The 15,767-nt window shown below is 66.8% G+C and carries 16 protein-coding genes; 4 read left to right on the plus strand and 12 right to left on the minus strand.

Annotated features, from left to right (window positions below; all coding sequences use genetic code 11):
- Positions 1 to 333 precede the first annotated feature (333 nt).
- From CFB34_RS11655 to CFB34_RS11670, 4 genes are all read right to left on the minus strand, one after another.
- The gene (locus tag CFB34_RS11655; protein WP_242808597.1) at positions 334 to 1,131 is read right to left on the minus strand and encodes an FkbM family methyltransferase; all 798 of its coding nucleotides are present in this window, start codon (positions 1,129 to 1,131) and stop codon (positions 334 to 336) included.
- A gap of 170 nt (positions 1,132 to 1,301) precedes the next feature.
- Complete coding sequence (locus tag CFB34_RS11660) at positions 1,302 to 1,718, minus strand: type II toxin-antitoxin system VapC family toxin (protein WP_242808598.1); 417 nt, start codon at positions 1,716 to 1,718, stop codon at positions 1,302 to 1,304.
- Positions 1,705 to 1,941 (minus strand): DNA-binding protein, encoded by a 237-nt coding sequence (locus CFB34_RS11665; protein ID WP_089442454.1) that lies wholly within the window; start codon positions 1,939 to 1,941, stop codon positions 1,705 to 1,707. The genes CFB34_RS11660 and CFB34_RS11665 overlap by 14 nt, the downstream gene beginning before the upstream one ends.
- A 262-nt stretch (positions 1,942 to 2,203) precedes the next feature.
- Positions 2,204 to 2,887, minus strand: coding sequence for a hypothetical protein (locus CFB34_RS11670; RefSeq protein WP_089442349.1), 684 nt, complete (start codon positions 2,885 to 2,887; stop codon positions 2,204 to 2,206).
- A 337-nt stretch (positions 2,888 to 3,224) separates the two neighbouring features.
- Here CFB34_RS11670 and CFB34_RS11675 point away from each other — a divergent pair, with 337 nt between their 5' ends.
- The 3 genes from CFB34_RS11675 to CFB34_RS11685 all read left to right on the plus strand — a co-directional run bounded on the left by CFB34_RS11675 (position 3,225) and on the right by CFB34_RS11685 (position 5,823).
- The gene (locus tag CFB34_RS11675) at positions 3,225 to 3,401 is read left to right on the plus strand and encodes a hypothetical protein (protein WP_179243735.1); all 177 of its coding nucleotides are present in this window, start codon (positions 3,225 to 3,227) and stop codon (positions 3,399 to 3,401) included.
- 219 nt (positions 3,402 to 3,620) lie between these two features.
- Positions 3,621 to 4,286 (plus strand): methyltransferase domain-containing protein, encoded by a 666-nt coding sequence (locus CFB34_RS11680; protein ID WP_179243736.1) that lies wholly within the window; start codon positions 3,621 to 3,623, stop codon positions 4,284 to 4,286.
- Positions 4,287 to 4,587: 301 nt separating this feature from the next.
- Positions 4,588 to 5,823: an acyltransferase gene (locus CFB34_RS11685; protein ID WP_089442347.1), complete on the plus strand. Its 1,236-nt coding sequence runs from the start codon at positions 4,588 to 4,590 to the stop codon at positions 5,821 to 5,823.
- A gap of 76 nt (positions 5,824 to 5,899) precedes the next feature.
- On the opposite strand, the gene CFB34_RS11690 is transcribed toward CFB34_RS11685, so the two are convergent.
- The 7 genes from CFB34_RS11690 to CFB34_RS11720 form a co-directional block, all read right to left on the minus strand.
- The gene (locus CFB34_RS11690; RefSeq protein WP_089442346.1) at positions 5,900 to 6,673 is read right to left on the minus strand and encodes an SDR family oxidoreductase; all 774 of its coding nucleotides are present in this window, start codon (positions 6,671 to 6,673) and stop codon (positions 5,900 to 5,902) included.
- A 32-nt stretch (positions 6,674 to 6,705) separates the two neighbouring features.
- Positions 6,706 to 8,292 carry a FadD3 family acyl-CoA ligase gene (locus tag CFB34_RS11695; RefSeq protein WP_089442345.1) on the minus strand — a complete coding sequence of 529 codons (1,587 nt, stop codon included), beginning with the start codon at positions 8,290 to 8,292 and terminating at the stop codon, positions 6,706 to 6,708.
- A 39-nt stretch (positions 8,293 to 8,331) separates the two neighbouring features.
- Positions 8,332 to 9,393, minus strand: coding sequence for a ferredoxin--NADP reductase (locus CFB34_RS11700; RefSeq protein WP_089442344.1), 1,062 nt, complete (start codon positions 9,391 to 9,393; stop codon positions 8,332 to 8,334).
- A gap of 15 nt (positions 9,394 to 9,408) precedes the next feature.
- Positions 9,409 to 9,927, minus strand: a complete 519-nt coding sequence (locus tag CFB34_RS11705) for a flavin reductase family protein (RefSeq protein WP_081421049.1) — start codon at positions 9,925 to 9,927, stop codon at positions 9,409 to 9,411.
- Positions 9,927 to 11,684, minus strand: a complete 1,758-nt coding sequence (locus CFB34_RS11710) for an FAD-dependent oxidoreductase (RefSeq protein WP_089442343.1) — start codon at positions 11,682 to 11,684, stop codon at positions 9,927 to 9,929. The genes CFB34_RS11705 and CFB34_RS11710 overlap by 1 nt, the downstream gene beginning before the upstream one ends.
- Before the next feature lie 10 nt (positions 11,685 to 11,694).
- Entirely contained in the window at positions 11,695 to 12,888 is a 1,194-nt protein-coding gene (locus CFB34_RS11715) for an acyl-CoA dehydrogenase family protein (RefSeq protein ID WP_089442342.1), read from the minus strand.
- 163 nt (positions 12,889 to 13,051) lie between these two features.
- Positions 13,052 to 14,191, minus strand: a complete 1,140-nt coding sequence (locus tag CFB34_RS11720) for an LLM class flavin-dependent oxidoreductase (protein ID WP_069252948.1) — start codon at positions 14,189 to 14,191, stop codon at positions 13,052 to 13,054.
- Positions 14,192 to 14,450: 259 nt separating this feature from the next.
- On the opposite strand from CFB34_RS11720, the gene CFB34_RS11725 reads away from it, so the two are divergent.
- A complete protein-coding gene (locus CFB34_RS11725) occupies positions 14,451 to 14,801 on the plus strand; it encodes a VOC family protein (protein WP_011355015.1) in 351 nt (116 codons plus the stop codon).
- A 51-nt stretch (positions 14,802 to 14,852) separates the two neighbouring features.
- Here the strand turns inward: CFB34_RS11725 and CFB34_RS11730 are convergent, their stop codons facing one another.
- Positions 14,853 to 15,713: a LysR substrate-binding domain-containing protein gene (locus tag CFB34_RS11730; RefSeq protein ID WP_089442341.1), complete on the minus strand. Its 861-nt coding sequence runs from the start codon at positions 15,711 to 15,713 to the stop codon at positions 14,853 to 14,855.
- Between the last annotated feature and the right edge of the window lie 54 nt (positions 15,714 to 15,767).

Below are 15,767 nucleotides of genomic sequence, written 5' to 3' on the forward strand. Positions count from 1 at the left end.
GTTGTTCGTGAAAGGATTCTGGCCGGTCGGGGGTGGTGTTACATCGTCTGTTGGGACGAGAGGCGGCGGGGAACGGGAGGTTCGCGAACGCCCGGTGGGACGGCGCGGGCACGCGGAAGGGCCGGGAAAACCCGGATGGCTTGCCGTCGGGTTGTTGCCGGGTTGTTGCTGAATTCTTGCGAACCGGAAAAGGGATCAGTTCATCGACTGTCTGACCCGGGCATTCGCAGCGGCACGAAAGTCATTACGCGCATGCCGGTGCGGCCTTCGATACGCATCCGGCGGTCGACACGGGGAGCCGGCGGCGCAATGCCCGAATCCCCGCGCTGCGCTTCATGCCGGCGCGAACCGCACGCGCCGCCACGTATCCGGATCGACGCACACGCCTTCGTTGTCAGGCGTCACTTCGACGAGTCCGTGCATTTCGCCGCGTTCGCGTGGAATGCATACGAGGTCGAACGACCAGATGCCGTCGAACACGTTCTCCGGATTGCCGAGGAAGTTGAGGCGATTGAACACGGGCGTGATGAAATACCAGACGCGGTAGTCGAGCGCCGCGAAGCTCTCGAGAAACGCCTTCGAGCCGTCACCCGTGTAGTGATTCAAGTATTCCAGATAGACGATCGGACGATGCCGGCGGAGCGTGTCGCGCGCGCCGCGGATCAGGTTCGGCTCGAAGCCTTCGACGTCGGCCTTCAGGAAATCGACCCGCGGCAAGTCGAGCGAGTCGAGTGTGCGCAGCGGTACCGGTTCGGTGTCGAGATTCGCGCCGAGCAGCGACGACGCGCCGAAGTTGTTCGGCGAACGCGGATCGAAGACCGGGAACGACACCGTGCCTTCCGCATCGCCGACCGCGCACTGCAGCGCGCGGACGTTCAAGCGCTGGTTCAGCGCGAGATTCGCGCAGAGCAACTGGAACGTATGACGCTGCGGCTCGAGCGCATACACGGTGCCGCGCTCCCCGACCGCCCGGGACAGCATCACCGTGTGCGAGCCGATATTCGCACCTGCCTCGACGACCGTGTCGCCTTCGCGGACCACTTGCGCGAAGAGGAACGGCTCGGGCTCGGACCACTCGCCGTACAACAACAGGCTGCGCCCCACGAACTCGTCATTGGAATTGAACAGCATCGTGCCGTATCGGCATCGTTGTTGTGCGTAAAGCGTCATCGCGACCCCGTTCGTTTTGATTGATTTTCCGCGCGATTATACGAGGTGGAAAGAAACGGTTCGGACGGGTCGCTCGACGGCCTTGCGAAACGCCTGCATGCGGAGGCCGACACCCGATGACCGCCGCGCGGCTAGTCGAACGGATTCAGCAACCGCACGCCGGTGCGCGAGAAATCGTCGACGTTGCGCGTCACCACGGTGAGATCGTTGATCAGCGCGGTGGCCGCGATCAGCTTGTCGAGTTCATGCGTCGGATCGGGCACGCGCAAATGGCCCCACATCTGGCTGATCTCGATGTCGACCGGCAGGATGTTCGGTGCATAGCCGGCGAGAATCGTCGCCATCCATGCCTCGAGCGCGGACGCCTGTGGGTGATCGCCGCGATGACGAATCAGATCGACGCCGCGGCGAAGTTCAGCAACCGTTACGACGGACAGATAAAGCGGACTCGCATCCGCTGCGGCCTGCTCGAAGAACGCCCGCACGCCACGGTTGGTTCGCTTGCCCTTCCTGATTTCGCTGATGACATTCGTATCAATCAAATACACGCCTGGCCTCGCCGGAATCCTGAACACGTTGAAAATCCGCGTCGTCGCCCACATCGGGCATGCTCATCAGCACTTGCGCAAATGTCTTTCGCTTCGGCCGGCCGAGCGCAGCGGCCAGAATGGCCCGGTGTTCGGCCTCGGCACTCCTCCCATTTGCCGCAGCCTGCTCGCGCAGGCTCTGAACGATACTGTCATCCACGTTACGCACCAGTAGATTTGCCATGATTCCCCCCATCCAGGTTGATATCAATGATAGCGCCGTGACGGCCAATTGCAATCATTGCTATCACATCCGTTGACAGAGGAAGGACGGTGGTTGACATCGGCGAACGGCAACGGGCCGCGTGAATCCTTTCGGCATGCGCCGCACGTCCGACACGTCGAACTGCTGGGTGCAAGGTAAGCCGGATCGGTACGACGGGAAAGACAGCCGATCGGCTAGTCATCCCATCCGTCGAAGGCACACGCAACGGGAGCGCAACCGCTCAGAACCGATACGAAATCCCGATCTGCAACACCGGGTACCACCGATAGCGCGACATCACCTGCCGCAGCGAATCCAGCCCGCTCGAGGCCAGGACCTGGCTCTTCGCCGGCCCTGCCGCGGCCGCCAGTTCCGGCGACAGCGTGTACGAACATTTCGGTATCCCGTACGCCACGCCGAGGTCGGCAACGAAGCCCAGCCCCTTCGACGCCGGCCGGTGCCCGTAGCCGATCCCGAAGTACGGCATCACGGTCGGGTAGCTCGCTTCCGCCACCGCGTTCATCCCCGGCATCGCAGGATAGTGCTTGCCGCCGAACACGTACGTGCCGTTGGTCGGCACCGATACGCCACGGAGATCGTCGTCGTTGAAGCGTAGACCGAGCGTCGCGCGGAAGCCGCTGCCTCGCCACGGAAAGATGTCCGCGTACAGGCCGCCCTGGCGCAGCTTCAGGTCGTCCTGATAGCGATTGCCCGCCACCGTGAAGTCATGCGAAAGATCGATCGCGTTGAAGTCCGCGTGCGCGCCCAGCATCGAATTGAAGCTCACGGCCGCGCCGATGCCGACGCCCTGCGTGCCGCCCTGCACGTAGATCTCCTGCGCGAGGACATGCATGCTCGCGGCGCACGTCACCGCGAACGCTGCCCACTGGTTCACCGTCATTTTCACGGGCGCCTCCCCCGACATGTGCCGGGCGCGCCTCGCCAACGCATGCGGCCTGTGCCGCCACGCGTGACGCGAACCCCGGCACGACACCTCGCAAGCACGCTTGCTGTTCGACGGATCGGGAACGCGTTGCCTCTTGCGCATGGCCGATACGACATGCGCGGCGTCCGCGACCCGATCCGATTCCCCGTTTGTTTCGATGTCGTTGCGTGCCGCCGATGCCCTGATCGTTCTGGCGAGATTCGTCTGCACTGACGGCACCGGGTCCACCGCAAGGCACGTGCCATGCCACGCCAATCGACGTGCAGCAAGCGTCGCAGCCAAACGCTCGCCGTCGTGCAGGGCGGAATCGGGAGAAATGTTTCAGGAACGCATCGATATTCGGCACGAGACACCGCAGCGCGCGATTGTGTGCGCACGCATCGATATCGCGATGCACGCCGAACAAGGCCTGCCGGGCGTCAGCGCACATCCGCCTCCGCTACCGTCGATCGGGCGTGGCCGCACGCTTCGAAGAAACGTTGCAAAGGTGTGACCTCGCACAGGGCGCGTGCGAGGCCGATACACAAGCGTGACCGGCAAGTCAGGGCGAATACGGATGCCGGTTCACGCATGCTGCGCGAAAGGGTCGTCGTGTGAGCAGCGGCCGGTCAGTACACCGCACCGATCCCCGCATCGCCCGAAGTTTCGTCGACCGATGACAGCCTGCCGGCGGATGATAGAATCGACCGTCCATACCCTCTGGACGGACACAATGCAAAAACTGCAGTGGTCTAGCGGAATCGATAACGAAATCGAATTCTGGTCGAAGTGGTTGGATACGAAGGGCGGTCCGTGGCCGGAAGATTTTCAGTTCCGCATCAACCCCGATACCGAAGTACATCCGTGGATAGCCGAGCTGCTGAATGGCATTCCGAATCCGAAGATCCTCGACGTGGGCGCCGGCCCGATGACGGTGCTGGGCAAGAAGATGAACGGCATGCCGCTGGACATCACCGCCGTCGATGCGCTGGGCGATCTGTACAGCCGCCTGGATTTTCCCTCGGGGCTTCCCCTCATCAAAACCCGGCAGTGCGAAAGCGAATGCCTGACCACGATGTTTCCGGCAAACACGTTCGACCTGACCTATGCGAAAAACACGCTTGACCACAGCTACAATCCGGTCGAAGCGTTTCGGCAAATGGTCGCCGTGACGAAACGCGGTGGCTTCATTGCGACCGAGCATGCGGCGAACGAGGCGCTGAACGAGAACTGGGAAGGCTTCCACCAATGGAACTTCCACGTCGACGGGCGCGATTTCCTGATCTCGAATCGAAGCGAGACGTTCAGTATCTGCCGTGAAATCGAGGGCCTGGCGACGATCGAAACGCTCTCCCCTGATCGCGCTGACCATATTGGTTGCGTGATGCGCAAACTCTGATCGGCGACGCGGGTGCGGCTATTCAATTCAGTCGCACCCATCGGAACGATTCACCACTCGCGCATTCCTGCCCCCTGAATTCGACAGTCCGAACCGGTCGGTCGGAATCGCGGCATGGCGACCGCAATCGGACATTGCTACCGCCTGCCGTGCAGATCCGGCAACGTTTTCCGGATGCAGCCATGCGTTCGATCCAGGTGCGAACCCGCATCGTCATGGCGTCGCAGTTCCTTCTGGGGACCCAGCGTTTCTGACCACCAGGTTGATTTACACTTCGGCGTCCAACCCACCTACGTTACCGATGACGAAGTCCGCTCCGCCCCCCAATAGTCAGCGCGTATTCGGGCTAGATATACTGCGCGCGCTCGCGGTCCTCCTCGTTCTGGCCAGCCATACCGTGGCGCACGGGGCGCCGCCGGCGTGGCTGCGATGGTACTTCTCGGCACAGGGAACGATCGGCGTAGAGATCTTTTACGTTCTGAGCGGGTTCCTGATCGGCAGCGTACTGATCCGGTCCCGGAAAGCGGGCAGGCTCAAGGCCCCTGGCGATGTGCTTGATTTCTGGAAGCGCCGCTGGGCACGCACGCTCCCGCTCTATGCCTTCTTCCTGCTCGTCTATCTACGATTCGACTACCACGGCCCGGCATCGCTCGACGTCGCCTGGCCGTTCTTCCTCTTTCTCCAGAATCTGGCGTGGCCGATAGGACCATTCTTCGAGCACTCGTGGAGCCTGGCCGTCGAAGAATGGTTCTACCTGTTGCTCCCGTGCGTATTTCTCGCCGCCGCAGGCATGCTGAAGTCGAACGGACGTGCGATGCTCGCAACGTGCGCCGTGTTCATCGTTGGCCCGCTTGTCGCAAGGATCCTTTTTGGTTGGCATGCCCAGTCGCTATCGGATGTCGATCGTCATGTTCGATCCATCGTCTTGTGCCGGCTGGATTCCCTGTTCGTTGGGGTAATCGTTGCGTATATCCGCATCGAACGACCGAAACAGTTTGCGCGTCTTGCATCGCACTGGAAATTTGCGTTGCCGATTTTTGCCGCCCTGACGCTCTACTTCGCGTGCGGTGCGCCTTATCTCGTCACCAACGCCATCGTCCGCACCATGGCATACCCGATGCTGTCCGTCGTCATCGCAGCGTTGCTTCCCGCAGCGATGACCATTCGCACGTCGGGCAGTCGTCTGCTCGATCGTTTCATCGACTGGACCAGCCGGATTTCGTACTCCCTCTACCTGGGACACATCTGCATGCTGACACTGGTGCTCGGCATGTTTGCAAAATACGGATGGTCAATCGAAAGTCATCGCACGACACTCATCCTGTATGTCACCCTCGCCGGCTTCTATTTCGCATTCGCACATCTGACATACAGGTTCGTCGAGCAGCCCTACATCCGGCTTCGCGACAAGGTCATGGGGAACAGCGATGAGCGGAGCGGGTGCAATGCTGTGAGCGCTCCCTCAGTCCGGCCGGAAACCTCGGCAAAGCGTTATCCGGAAGTGCTTGCGAAGGTGCAACACATCGAGCATCGGTAGCAGGGCCGTCAGGCGAATCGGAAATGCAAAGGCCGCTCGCAACGAGCGGCCAGCCCGTCACGTTCGGTCGGCCGAATTACAACCCATACCCCCCAGAAACACTCAACTGCTGCCCGGTGATGTAATTGGCCCGGTCCGACGCCAGGAACACCGCCGCCCGCCCGACGTCGTGCGCCTTCCCCCAGCGCTTGAGCGCGAGCATCTTCTGCGTCTCGTCGATCCACGCCTGGTCGAACTGCCCCTGTTCGAGCAGCACCGGAAACATCCCGGCCTCGATCACGCCGACCAGGATCGAATTCGCGCGAATGTCGTAACGCCCCTCCTCGCGCGCCAGCCCTTTCACCAGCGCCTCGTTCGCCGCCTTCGGCGCCACCGACAGCCCGTCGCGATCCGGCCAGCGCAGGTGCCCGGCCGAGCCTAGCGTCACGAACGAGCCGCCGCCCGACGCACGGAAGTGCGGCAACGCAGCCTTCGCCGCCACGAAGAAGCCGACCGTCTCGACGTCGATCGCGCGGCGCCAGTCGTCGTGCGTCATGTCGCCGATGTGACGCTGGTTCACGAACGGCCCGGCCGCCCAGACGACCGTGTGCACGCGGCCATGCGCGCCGATCGCCGCCGCGAGCGCGGCCTCGACCAGGGCGGGATCGGTCACGTCCACGCAGTGCGTGGTCGCCGCGACGCCTTCGCCGCGAATATCGCGCGCGACGCGCTCGGCCACGTCGGCCTTGCTCCGATAGCCCAGCGCGACCGGCACGCCGGCACGCGCAAACTCGAGCGCGACACCCTGCCCGATCCCGCCGCTGCCGCCGAACACCAGCACCGCGCCCTGCGGAAACCCGTTGTCGTTCATGCGTTCATCCCGTTCGTGTGATGCATCGGCGCTCAGGCCGCCGCGTCGATCCCTGCCCGCAGGCGGTACTTCAGCACCTTGCCGGCCGCGCTCGTCGGCAGTTGCTCGACGAACGTGAAATGCCGCGGCACCTTGTAGTTCGCCATGTTGCGGCGCGCCCAGTCGTTCAGTTCGTCGGCGTCGGCGTGCGCGCCCGGCCGCAGCACGACATACGCATGCCCGACTTCGCCGAGCCGCGTATCGGGCACGCCGACCAGCGCGACCTGCGCGATCGCCGGATGCGCGGCGAGCAAGCGCTCGATCTCGGCCGGATAGCAGTTGAAGCCGCCGACGATGAACATGTCCTTGATGCGATCGGTGATCTTCAGGTTGCCGTTCGCATCGACGCAGCCGAGATCGCCCGTATGCAGCCAGCCGTCCGCGTCGACGGTCTCGCGCGTCGCGTCCGGCTGGTTGAAGTAGCCGCGCATCACGTTGTAGCCGCGCACCCAGATTTCGCCAGTTTCCTCCGGGCCGAGCGGTTCACCGCCTTCACCCGCGATGCGCAATTCGACGTCCGGCATCGGACGCCCCGACGTATAGGCAACCGTCTCCGCATCGTCTCCCTCGCGGCACAGCGTCGCGAAGCCGCACGATTCGGTCAGCCCGTAGCCGGTCAGCACCGTCTCGAAGCCGAGCTCCGCGCGCATCCGCTCGATCAGGCTCGGCGCGATCGCCGCCGCGCCCGTCACCGCGATCCGCAGCGACGACAGGTCGCGCGTCGCGCGCTCGGGCGCGTCGAGCAGCGCGTAGTACAGCGTCGGCGGGCCGGGCAGCACCGACACGCGGTCGTCGGCGACGCGCCGCAGCACGTCGGCCGGCTGGAACACGAGATGCGGCAGCACGGTCGCGCCGCTCGACAGCGCAGCGAGCCAGCCGGCCTTGTAGCCGAACGTGTGGAAGAACGGATTGACGATCAGGTAGCGGTCGTCGGCGCGTACGCCGGCGATCGCCGCCCATGCCTGCGCGGCGCGCAGGTTCTGGCCATGCGCGGTCATCACGCCCTTCGGGCGGCCCGTCGTGCCGGACGTGAACATCAGGTCCATCACGGTGTCGGGCGTGACCTGCGCCTCGCGTTCGCGCACCGCGCCCAGCGGCACCTCGGCGCCGCGCGCCAGGAACGCGTTCCAGGTCTCGTCGCGCGCGCCTGAAGGCGGCTCGCCGTCGAACACGACGACGCGCTCGAGCGTCGCGGGCCGGTGCGGCGCGAGCATCGCCGGATAGGATTCGCCGAGGAAGGTGCCGCAGCAGAACAGCAGCCGTGCGCCGCCGTCGTGCAGGATGCCGCCCACCTCCATCCCCTTCATCCGCGTATTGACCGGCACGAGGATCGCGCCGACGGTGTGGATCGCCAGCGCCGCGACGATCCATTCCGGCAGGTTCGGCGCCCACACCGCGACGCGGTCGCCTGTCTCGATACCGCTCGCGAGCAGCGCGCGGGCTGCGGCGACGCGCGCCGCATCGAGTTCCGCGTAGGTCAGCCGGCCATGCTCCGACTCGATCGCCGGATGCGCGCCGTGGCGCGCGGCTGCCCGGGCGATCAGCGCGGGCGTGGTCAGGATTTCGTTGTCCATCGTCATAGATCAGGGTGGCCGTGCGCGCCGCCGGCGCGCGACGGCTCAGTCGGGAAACACCACGCGCAGCGCGTCGCTCGCGGGCCGTGCGCAACAGGCGAGCGTCCAGCCGGCCGCGATCTCGTCGTCATCGAGCACGTGGTTGCTGTCGAGCGCGACCTCGCCGCGCTCGATCCGGCACATGCACGCGCCGCATTGCCCCATCCGGCAGGAATTCGGCGCCGGCACGCCCGCGCGGAGCATCGCGTCGAGCAGCGTTTCTCCAGGGGCGCTGTCGAACGCGAACGCATCGCCATCGAGCACCGTCTCGATCGCCGCGCCATCGCCGGATGCCGAGACCGCCGCTGCGACAGTTGACGCCGTCGTATCAGCCGACGCCGGCGCCTGCGCCGGCGCATCGGGCAGCGAAGCAAAACGCTCGACATGGACCCGCGAACGCGGCAACCCGAGGCCGAGCATCGCGGCCAGCGCGTTCTCCATGAACAGCGCGGGCCCGCAGATGAACGTCTCCTGCTGGCTGAACGGCCGCGCGAGTTCCTCGAGATGGCGCTGCTGCGGGATGCCCTGCACGCTGTCCAGCCAATGAATCACGCGCACGCGGCCCGGATGACGCTGCGCGAGCTGCTGCAGCTCGGCGCGAAAAATCACCGAGCGTTCGTCGCGGTTCGCGTAGATCAGCGTCAGCATCCCGCGTCCGTGCACGAGCGCCGATTTCAGGATCGACAGCACCGGCGTGATGCCGCTGCCGCCCGCGAACAGCAGCAGGTCGCCATCGGGCGAGCGCGGCGTGAACACGCCGGCCGGCGGCAGCACGTCGAGCGCATCGCCCGCCTTCACGCGGTCGCACAGCCAGTTCGATGCGCGGCCGTCGCGCACGCGCTTGACGGTGATCTTCGGCGCGGCATCGATGCCGGGCGCGCTCGACAGCGAATAACAGCGCGTGACGATGGCGTCCGCGCACGGCACGTTCAGCGTCAGAAACTGGCCGGGCCGGTACGCGAAGGCGTCGCGCAATGAGGCCGGCACGTCGAACACGAACGAGCACGCGTCGTCGCTTTCGGCAATCACGTCGGCCACGGTCAGCCGATGGAAGCGCGGATCGCTCATGTCCGGCTCCCCACGTCACGCGGCCGCACGGGCCACCGGCGCGCCGGGCGTCGTGTAGGCGCCGTCGAGGTAGACGAGCGGATCGACGTCGCCGCTCATCAGCACCTCGCGAATGCGCCCGATGAACACCGTGTGCGTGCCGTATTCGAAGCGGCCGTCCTGCTCGCACACGAGGCTCGCCTGCGCGTCGCGCAAATACGGCACGCCGAGCGCCGACGTGTGCCAGTCGCCGGTCGTGAAGCGCGCCTCGCCCTTCAGGCGGCCGCTGCAGTCGATCGCGATGCCTTCGTGCGCCGCCGACAACACGTTCACGCAGAACCCGGCGCCCGCATCGAGCGGCGGATACAGCGACGCACTGCGGTTGATGCAGATCAGCAGCGAAGGCGGATCGGTCGACAGCGAATCGACCGCCGTCGCGGACATCGAGTAGCGCCGGCCGTCGTGCGCGCTGCTGATGACCGTGACGGAGCGCGCGAGGCGGCGCATCGCGAGCAGCATGTCGGTGCGCAGCGGATGGGGGGTGAGATCGCTCATCATTGGACTCCGTCAAGTTCAGTCGTGGAAGGCCGGGCGGGCTGGCCGCCGGCGTCGGCCGCGCGCGCAGCCAGGTGGTCGGCGGCGAGATACCCGAAGGTCATCGCCGGACCGAGCGTCGAGCCCGCGCCGGGGTAGCTCGCGCCCATCATCGAGGCGCTGGTGTTGCCGATCGCATAAAGGCCGTCGATCGGCTCGCCGTCGGCGCGCAGCACGCGGGCATGCACGTCGGTGACGAGCCCGCCCTTCGTGCCGATGTCGCCCGCGTCGATCCGCACCGCGTAGAACGGCGCCTGGTCGACCGGCCCCAGGCACGGGTTCGGTTGGTTCCGCGGATCGCCGTAGTACGTGTCGAACAGGTTGTCGCCCTTGCCGAACGCTTCGTCGATCCCGGTGGCCGCATAGCGCGCCATGTCGCGCAGCGTGTCGTGCAGGCCGGCCGCGTCGACGCCGATGCGCGCGGCGAGCGCGTCGATCGTGTCGGCCTTCACGATCACGTCGCGAAACGCGGCCGGAATCCGTGAATCGGGCATCATCGACGCCGGCATGATCGGCCCGCACGGATACTTGCGGCGAAACCGCGCGTCGAACACCATCCAGGCCGGCACGTTCGCGCCGGTGCGCGCATGGTCGCGATACATCGCCGGCACGAATTCCGAATACGGCGCGGCCTCGTTGACGAAGCGCTTGCCGAGGCGGTTCACGATCACGCAGCCCGGCAGGTTGCGTTCGACGAACAGCGCGCGCTGTTTCTCCTCGCCGGCGACACCGACCGTCGGCGCGCCCCACACGTGCGCCATCAGCGCCAGCGCGCCGCCGAGCCGGTGGCCTTCGGCGATCGCGTCGCCGGTGTTGGCCGGCGGCGTCGCGCTCCACTGCGCCTGCGTCGGCTGCGGCAGGTAGCGCTCGCGCATCGGCTGGTTGCGCTCGAAACCGCCGGCGCCGAGGATCACGCCACGTCGCGCGGCGATCGTCACCGGCTGCCCGAAGCGCTGCGCGCGCACGCCGGTCACGCGGCCGTCCACGTCGAGCAGGTCGCGCATCGGCGTGTCGAGCCACACGGGTACGTTACGGTCGAGCAGCGCACGGCGCAGCCCGCCGATCAGCGCGTTGCCGAGCGTCAGGCGCCGGTCGCGCCGCGTGCGGCGGCGCATCCCGAGATCGAGCCAGTAACGGCCGAACTGCGCGATCGCGAGCTTCATGAAGCCGGGCCCGCGCGAGAACAGCGTATGTGCCTCCTTCGACGTCACCGCCACGCGCCCGCCGATCAGCGTGCCGGGCGACGCCGGCCGCAGCCGGTCGAGTTCGTCGCCGAGCAGCCCGCCGTCGAACGGCATCGGATCGAGCGCGCGGTAGCCCGGCATCGCGCCCGGCACCTTCTGGAAATAGTCCGCGTATTTCGGCAGCGACTGGTAACGCACCGGCGTCTTCGTTTCCAGGTAGCGCAGCATCTCCGGCGCGCGGTCGAGATAGGTGTCGATCTTCTCGGGCGTCGATTCGCCGGCCACGCAGGCTTCGATATAGCCGCGCGCGGCCTCGCGCGAATCGGTCACGCCGAGCTCGGCGATGTGGTGGTTGCACGGCACCCAGATGCCGCCGCCGGAGACGGCCGACGTGCCGCCGTACAGCGCCGTCTTCTCGATCACGACGACGGACAGGCCGCGGTCGGCCGCGCGGCACGCCGCGAGCAGCGCGCCCGCGCCCGAACCGACGACCACCACGTCGAACACGTATTGCGGTGCTTGCGGGTCGTTCATCGCGGCCTCGTCAGATGAAGAAGTCGGTGTTCTCGCGGCCGAGCATCACGGCGCCGAGGTTCTGGCCGAAACGGTCCACGTTGTTCGCGTAGTGCGCGCGGGCCGCATGCAGGTCGAGGAAGCGGCGCACCAGCGGATTACGGTGATAGATACCGTTGCCGCCCGCGTAGCGCAGCAACGCGTTCGCCGCCTGCGCGCAGCGCTCGGCGACCTGCGCGGACTGGTAGCGGAAATGCACGCGGCGCTCGATCGACACGGCTGGGCCGCCGGTAACGGACGCCATCAGTTCCGCGAAATTGCGCTTGAGCAGCACCTGCATCTCGTCGATCGCGACGGCCGCGTTCGCGCATGCGTTCTGCGCACCCGGATCGTCGGTCGTCTTCGCGCCGCTGTTGGCCGACACGCGCGTGGCCGCATAGCCGGTGAAATCGTCGAGCGCGCCCTGCAGCGCGCCGATGCACGACGTGCACACCGCGCGCACGAAGATCTGCGCGAACGGCAGCTTGAACAGCGGCGCGTCGTTGACGGTGAGGCCCGGGCTCGTGCCCATCATCCCGTCGATCGCCTTGTGCGTGCGGTACGCGGGCACGAACACGTCGTCGACGACGATGTCATGGCTGCCGGTCGCGCGCAGGCCGAGCACGTCCCAGTCCTGCTGGATCCGGTAGTCGGCTTTCGGCAGCAGGAAGGTGCGGTATTCGGGCGGCTGGCCGGCAACGGCTGGCGGCACCAGCGCACCGAGGAACACCCATTCGCACAGTTCGCTGCCGCTCGAGAACTTCCAGTGGCCCGACAGGCGGAAGCCGCCGTCGACCGGCGTCACGCGGCCCACCGGCATGTAGGTCGACGCGATCAGCGTGGACGGATCGTTACCCCACACGTCCTGCTGCGCGCGTTCGTCGAACAGCGCGAGCTGCCAGTTGTGCACGCCGACGACGCCGTACACCCACGCGGTCGACATGCAGCCGCGCGCGAGCGCCATCTGGATGTCGAAGAACGCCTGCGGATCGAGCTCGTAGCCGCCGTAGCGCTTCGGCTGCAGCACCTTGAAGAAGCCGGCGGCCTGCATGTCGGCGATCGTCTCGGCCGGGATGCGGCCCTGCGCGTCCGCCTGCGCGGCGCGGCCGGCCAGCGTCGGCGCCAGTGCCTCGGCCCGGGCGATCAGCGTGGCGGCCAGTGCGTTCGAATCGTTGTCGCGATGCACGAATGTCTCCTGTGAAGCGGGTGATGCGCCGCGGCGCGGGCCCCGCTCTCGTTCAAAGTTGTCCGGCGCGGCCTGGCCGCGGGCGATGCTCGCCACCACCGATGGTCGGCTTCGCGCGAGCGCGCCGCATCGTCCGACCGGACGACGGGCGCGGCCCGGTGCATCACGCGCAGGCGCGCTCCTTCTCGCGGTTGAAGAACGGGATCACGTGCTCGCCGATGTTGCGGATCGTCTCCATCTGCGCGTCGTGCGGCACCGTGCCCATCTGGCACAGGAACAGCACTTCGTCGACGCCGGCTTCCTGCAGGCGGCCGACATAGCCGATGCAGTCGTCCACCGTGCCGTACGCGTGGTTTGGGTTCATCATCGCGAGCGCCGGGTCGGCGAAGTTCACGACGACTTCCTCCGACGCGAAGCGCGAGCGGATCACCATCTCGCCGGTATCGGCCTGCACGAGGTCGTCGCCCCACTTCGCCGGGTCCGGACGCTCGCCGCCCGTGTACCAGTACGCGAGCGATTCCATGAAGTAGCGCTGGCCGCGGATGCCGATCTTGCGGGCGGCCTGGCCGTCGGCCATCACGACCGTCGGGCACAGCGCCGCGAGGTGCTGGGTCGGGCGGAAGCCGACCTGGTCTTCCGGCTTGCGGTTCGCCCACGCTTCGCGATACACGGCGTTCTTCTTCGCGACTTCGTCGGGGCCGCCGAAGCCGAGCACCAGCGCGCCCATCCCGCGCTGGCCGGCGCGCAGCAGCGCGTCGGTGTTGGTACACGCGAGGTACATCGGCGGATGCGGATCCTGGAACGGCTTCGGGTGGATCGGACGCTTCGGAATCTTGATGTACTTGCCGTCGTGCTCGATCTCGTCCTGCACGAACATCTTCGGCACGAGGTACATCGATTCGTCGATCATCGGCTGCAGTTCGTTGAGGTCGTAGCCGAACGCGCCGGCCTCCTGCTGGCTGCCGCCCTTGCCGACGCCGAAGTGCACGCGGCCGCCGGACAGGATGTCGAGCAGCGCGACGCGCTCCGCGACCTTGATCGGGTGGTTCATCGCCGGCGGCAGGCACACGACGCCGTGGCCGAGGCCGATGCGCGTCGTGCGGCCGGCCAGGTACGCAAGGAAGGTTTCCGGCGCGCTCATGTGCGCATAGTTGGTCAGCGACGTGTGCTCGACGCACCAGATCGTGTCGAAGCCGACCTGCTCGGCGAGCAGCGCCTGTTCGACCGTCTCCTTGAATACGCGGTGGTCGCCCTCGCGCGATGCGTCGGTGGTCTGGGCTTCGTAGATGAGGGAAAACTTCATTGCGTGCGTCTCCATGGTTGTTGGACGAGTCGGGGTCGTGCAGGCCGCCCGCACGATACGGACGAAGCGCGACGGTCCACGAATGGAAGTGTCGGCGCGCGCACGGGCGCGGGCATCGTCTGTTCGGAGTACCGGCGCGCCCGCGGGGACAGAGGGGTTTCACCGTCATCCGATCGGACTGCGTGAGCGCACGGACGGCGCGCTAGCATCGAACGGCGGGCGCGTGGCGCGCACCGACCAACGACAACGGAGAGAGGGAATGAAGGTATCGATGCTGCTGTATCCGGTCGACGACATCGACACGGCGCTGCCGCTGTTCGTCGACGGACTCGGCCTGAACGTGAAGTTTCGCGACGGCGACCGTTATTGCGCGCTCGACGGCGGCCCGCTGACGATCGCGCTGGTCGCGGGTGACGAGCAGATCGTCGAGCGCGCGGCGCTGACGCTGCGCGTGGACGAGGACGACGACCTGTATGCGGCGATGGCGCGGGTCGTGAAGGCCGGCGCGTCGGTGCGCGTGCCCGTGCAGGCCGGGCCGCACGAATACCGCGCGGTGCTGGAGGACAAGAACGGCGCGCTGCTCGTGATTTCGCAGAAACGGGCCGCGTGACCGCACGTCGCACGGGCGCCGGATGCGGGCGCCTCGTGCGCGGCGGGCTGGCTAGGCGTGCGCGCCCGGCGTGCTCAGGTCGCTCGCTTCGAGCAATTCGAGCAGCGTGCGCGCCGGCTGGCTGAGCCGCTTCGCGGCCAGCGCGATGAACTCGATGTCGGGCAGCACCGGCAGCGCGTCGCCGTTGACCAGCGGCGCGAGCCCGCGCGTCGACAGATAGTGCGACGTCGCGGTCAGGCCGAGCCCCGCGCGCGCCGCCGCGATGCAGCCCGGCTGGCTGCTGCTCGAGCACACGATCTCCCAGCCGATCCCCTTCTCCGCGAGCGCGTTCAGGACGATCGCGCGCGTCACGCTCGGCTCGGCGACCAGCACGAGCGGCAGCGGCCGCTCCGGATCGACGACGGTGCCGGGCCGCGCGACCCATTCGAGCCGCGTGCGCAAGAGCGGCGTGCCGCGCCGTTCGCCGAGCCGCCGCTTGCCGATCATCAGGTCGAGCGCGCCCGCGTCCAGCCCTTCATACAGCCGACTCGTCATGCCGGTGGTGATCTCCAGCGCGACGTCCGGGTGCGCGGCGCGAAACCCGGCGAGCACGTCCGGCAACGCGACGAGCGCGAGGTCGTCCGGTGCGCCAAGGCGCACGCGCCCTTTGAGCCTCGGCTTGCGAAACTGCGATTCCGCGCGGTTCAGCGCCTGCAGGATCACGTTCGCATGCACGAGCAGCGCCTCGCCGTCGGCCGTCATCGCGATCGAATGCGTGTCGCGCACGAACAGCCGCCGGCCGACGCTCTCCTCGAGACGACGGATGTGTTCGCTGACGCTCGACTGGTTGAGCCCGAGCTGCCGGCCCGCTTCGGTGAAGCTGCGGCAGTTCGTGACGGTCGCGAACGTGTTGAGCCAGACGGGATTGAGCATGGCGCATTGTCATCGGCAATACCGATGACAGTCAATGTCTTCAGGCAGCTTCCC

It is taken from the genome of Burkholderia sp. HI4860 (genome assembly GCF_002223045.2).
Taxonomy (GTDB): Bacteria; Pseudomonadota; Gammaproteobacteria; order Burkholderiales; family Burkholderiaceae; genus Burkholderia.

Excerpts from the sequence above, each read along its gene's own strand:
- CFB34_RS11655 (WP_242808597.1), bottom strand. The coding sequence starts at position 1,131 with ATGCTGTTCAATTCCAATGACGAGTTCGTGGGGCGCAGCCTGTTGTTG.
- CFB34_RS11665 (WP_089442454.1), bottom strand. The coding sequence starts at position 1,941 with ATGGCAAATCTACTGGTGCGTAACGTGGATGACAGTATCGTTCAGAGC.
- CFB34_RS11670 (WP_089442349.1), bottom strand. The coding sequence starts at position 2,887 with ATGTCGGGGGAGGCGCCCGTGAAAATGACGGTGAACCAGTGGGCAGCG.
- CFB34_RS11675 (WP_179243735.1), top strand. The coding sequence starts at position 3,225 with ATGTTTCAGGAACGCATCGATATTCGGCACGAGACACCGCAGCGCGCG.
- CFB34_RS11680 (WP_179243736.1), top strand. The coding sequence starts at position 3,621 with ATGCAAAAACTGCAGTGGTCTAGCGGAATCGATAACGAAATCGAATTC.
- CFB34_RS11685 (WP_089442347.1), top strand. The coding sequence starts at position 4,588 with ATGACGAAGTCCGCTCCGCCCCCCAATAGTCAGCGCGTATTCGGGCTA.
- CFB34_RS11690 (WP_089442346.1), bottom strand. The coding sequence starts at position 6,673 with ATGAACGACAACGGGTTTCCGCAGGGCGCGGTGCTGGTGTTCGGCGGC.
- CFB34_RS11695 (WP_089442345.1), bottom strand. The coding sequence starts at position 8,292 with ATGACGATGGACAACGAAATCCTGACCACGCCCGCGCTGATCGCCCGG.
- CFB34_RS11700 (WP_089442344.1), bottom strand. The coding sequence starts at position 9,393 with ATGAGCGATCCGCGCTTCCATCGGCTGACCGTGGCCGACGTGATTGCC.
- CFB34_RS11705 (WP_081421049.1), bottom strand. The coding sequence starts at position 9,927 with ATGAGCGATCTCACCCCCCATCCGCTGCGCACCGACATGCTGCTCGCG.
- CFB34_RS11710 (WP_089442343.1), bottom strand. The coding sequence starts at position 11,684 with ATGAACGACCCGCAAGCACCGCAATACGTGTTCGACGTGGTGGTCGTC.
- CFB34_RS11720 (WP_069252948.1), bottom strand. The coding sequence starts at position 14,191 with ATGAAGTTTTCCCTCATCTACGAAGCCCAGACCACCGACGCATCGCGC.
- CFB34_RS11725 (WP_011355015.1), top strand. The coding sequence starts at position 14,451 with ATGAAGGTATCGATGCTGCTGTATCCGGTCGACGACATCGACACGGCG.
- CFB34_RS11730 (WP_089442341.1), bottom strand. The coding sequence starts at position 15,713 with ATGCTCAATCCCGTCTGGCTCAACACGTTCGCGACCGTCACGAACTGC.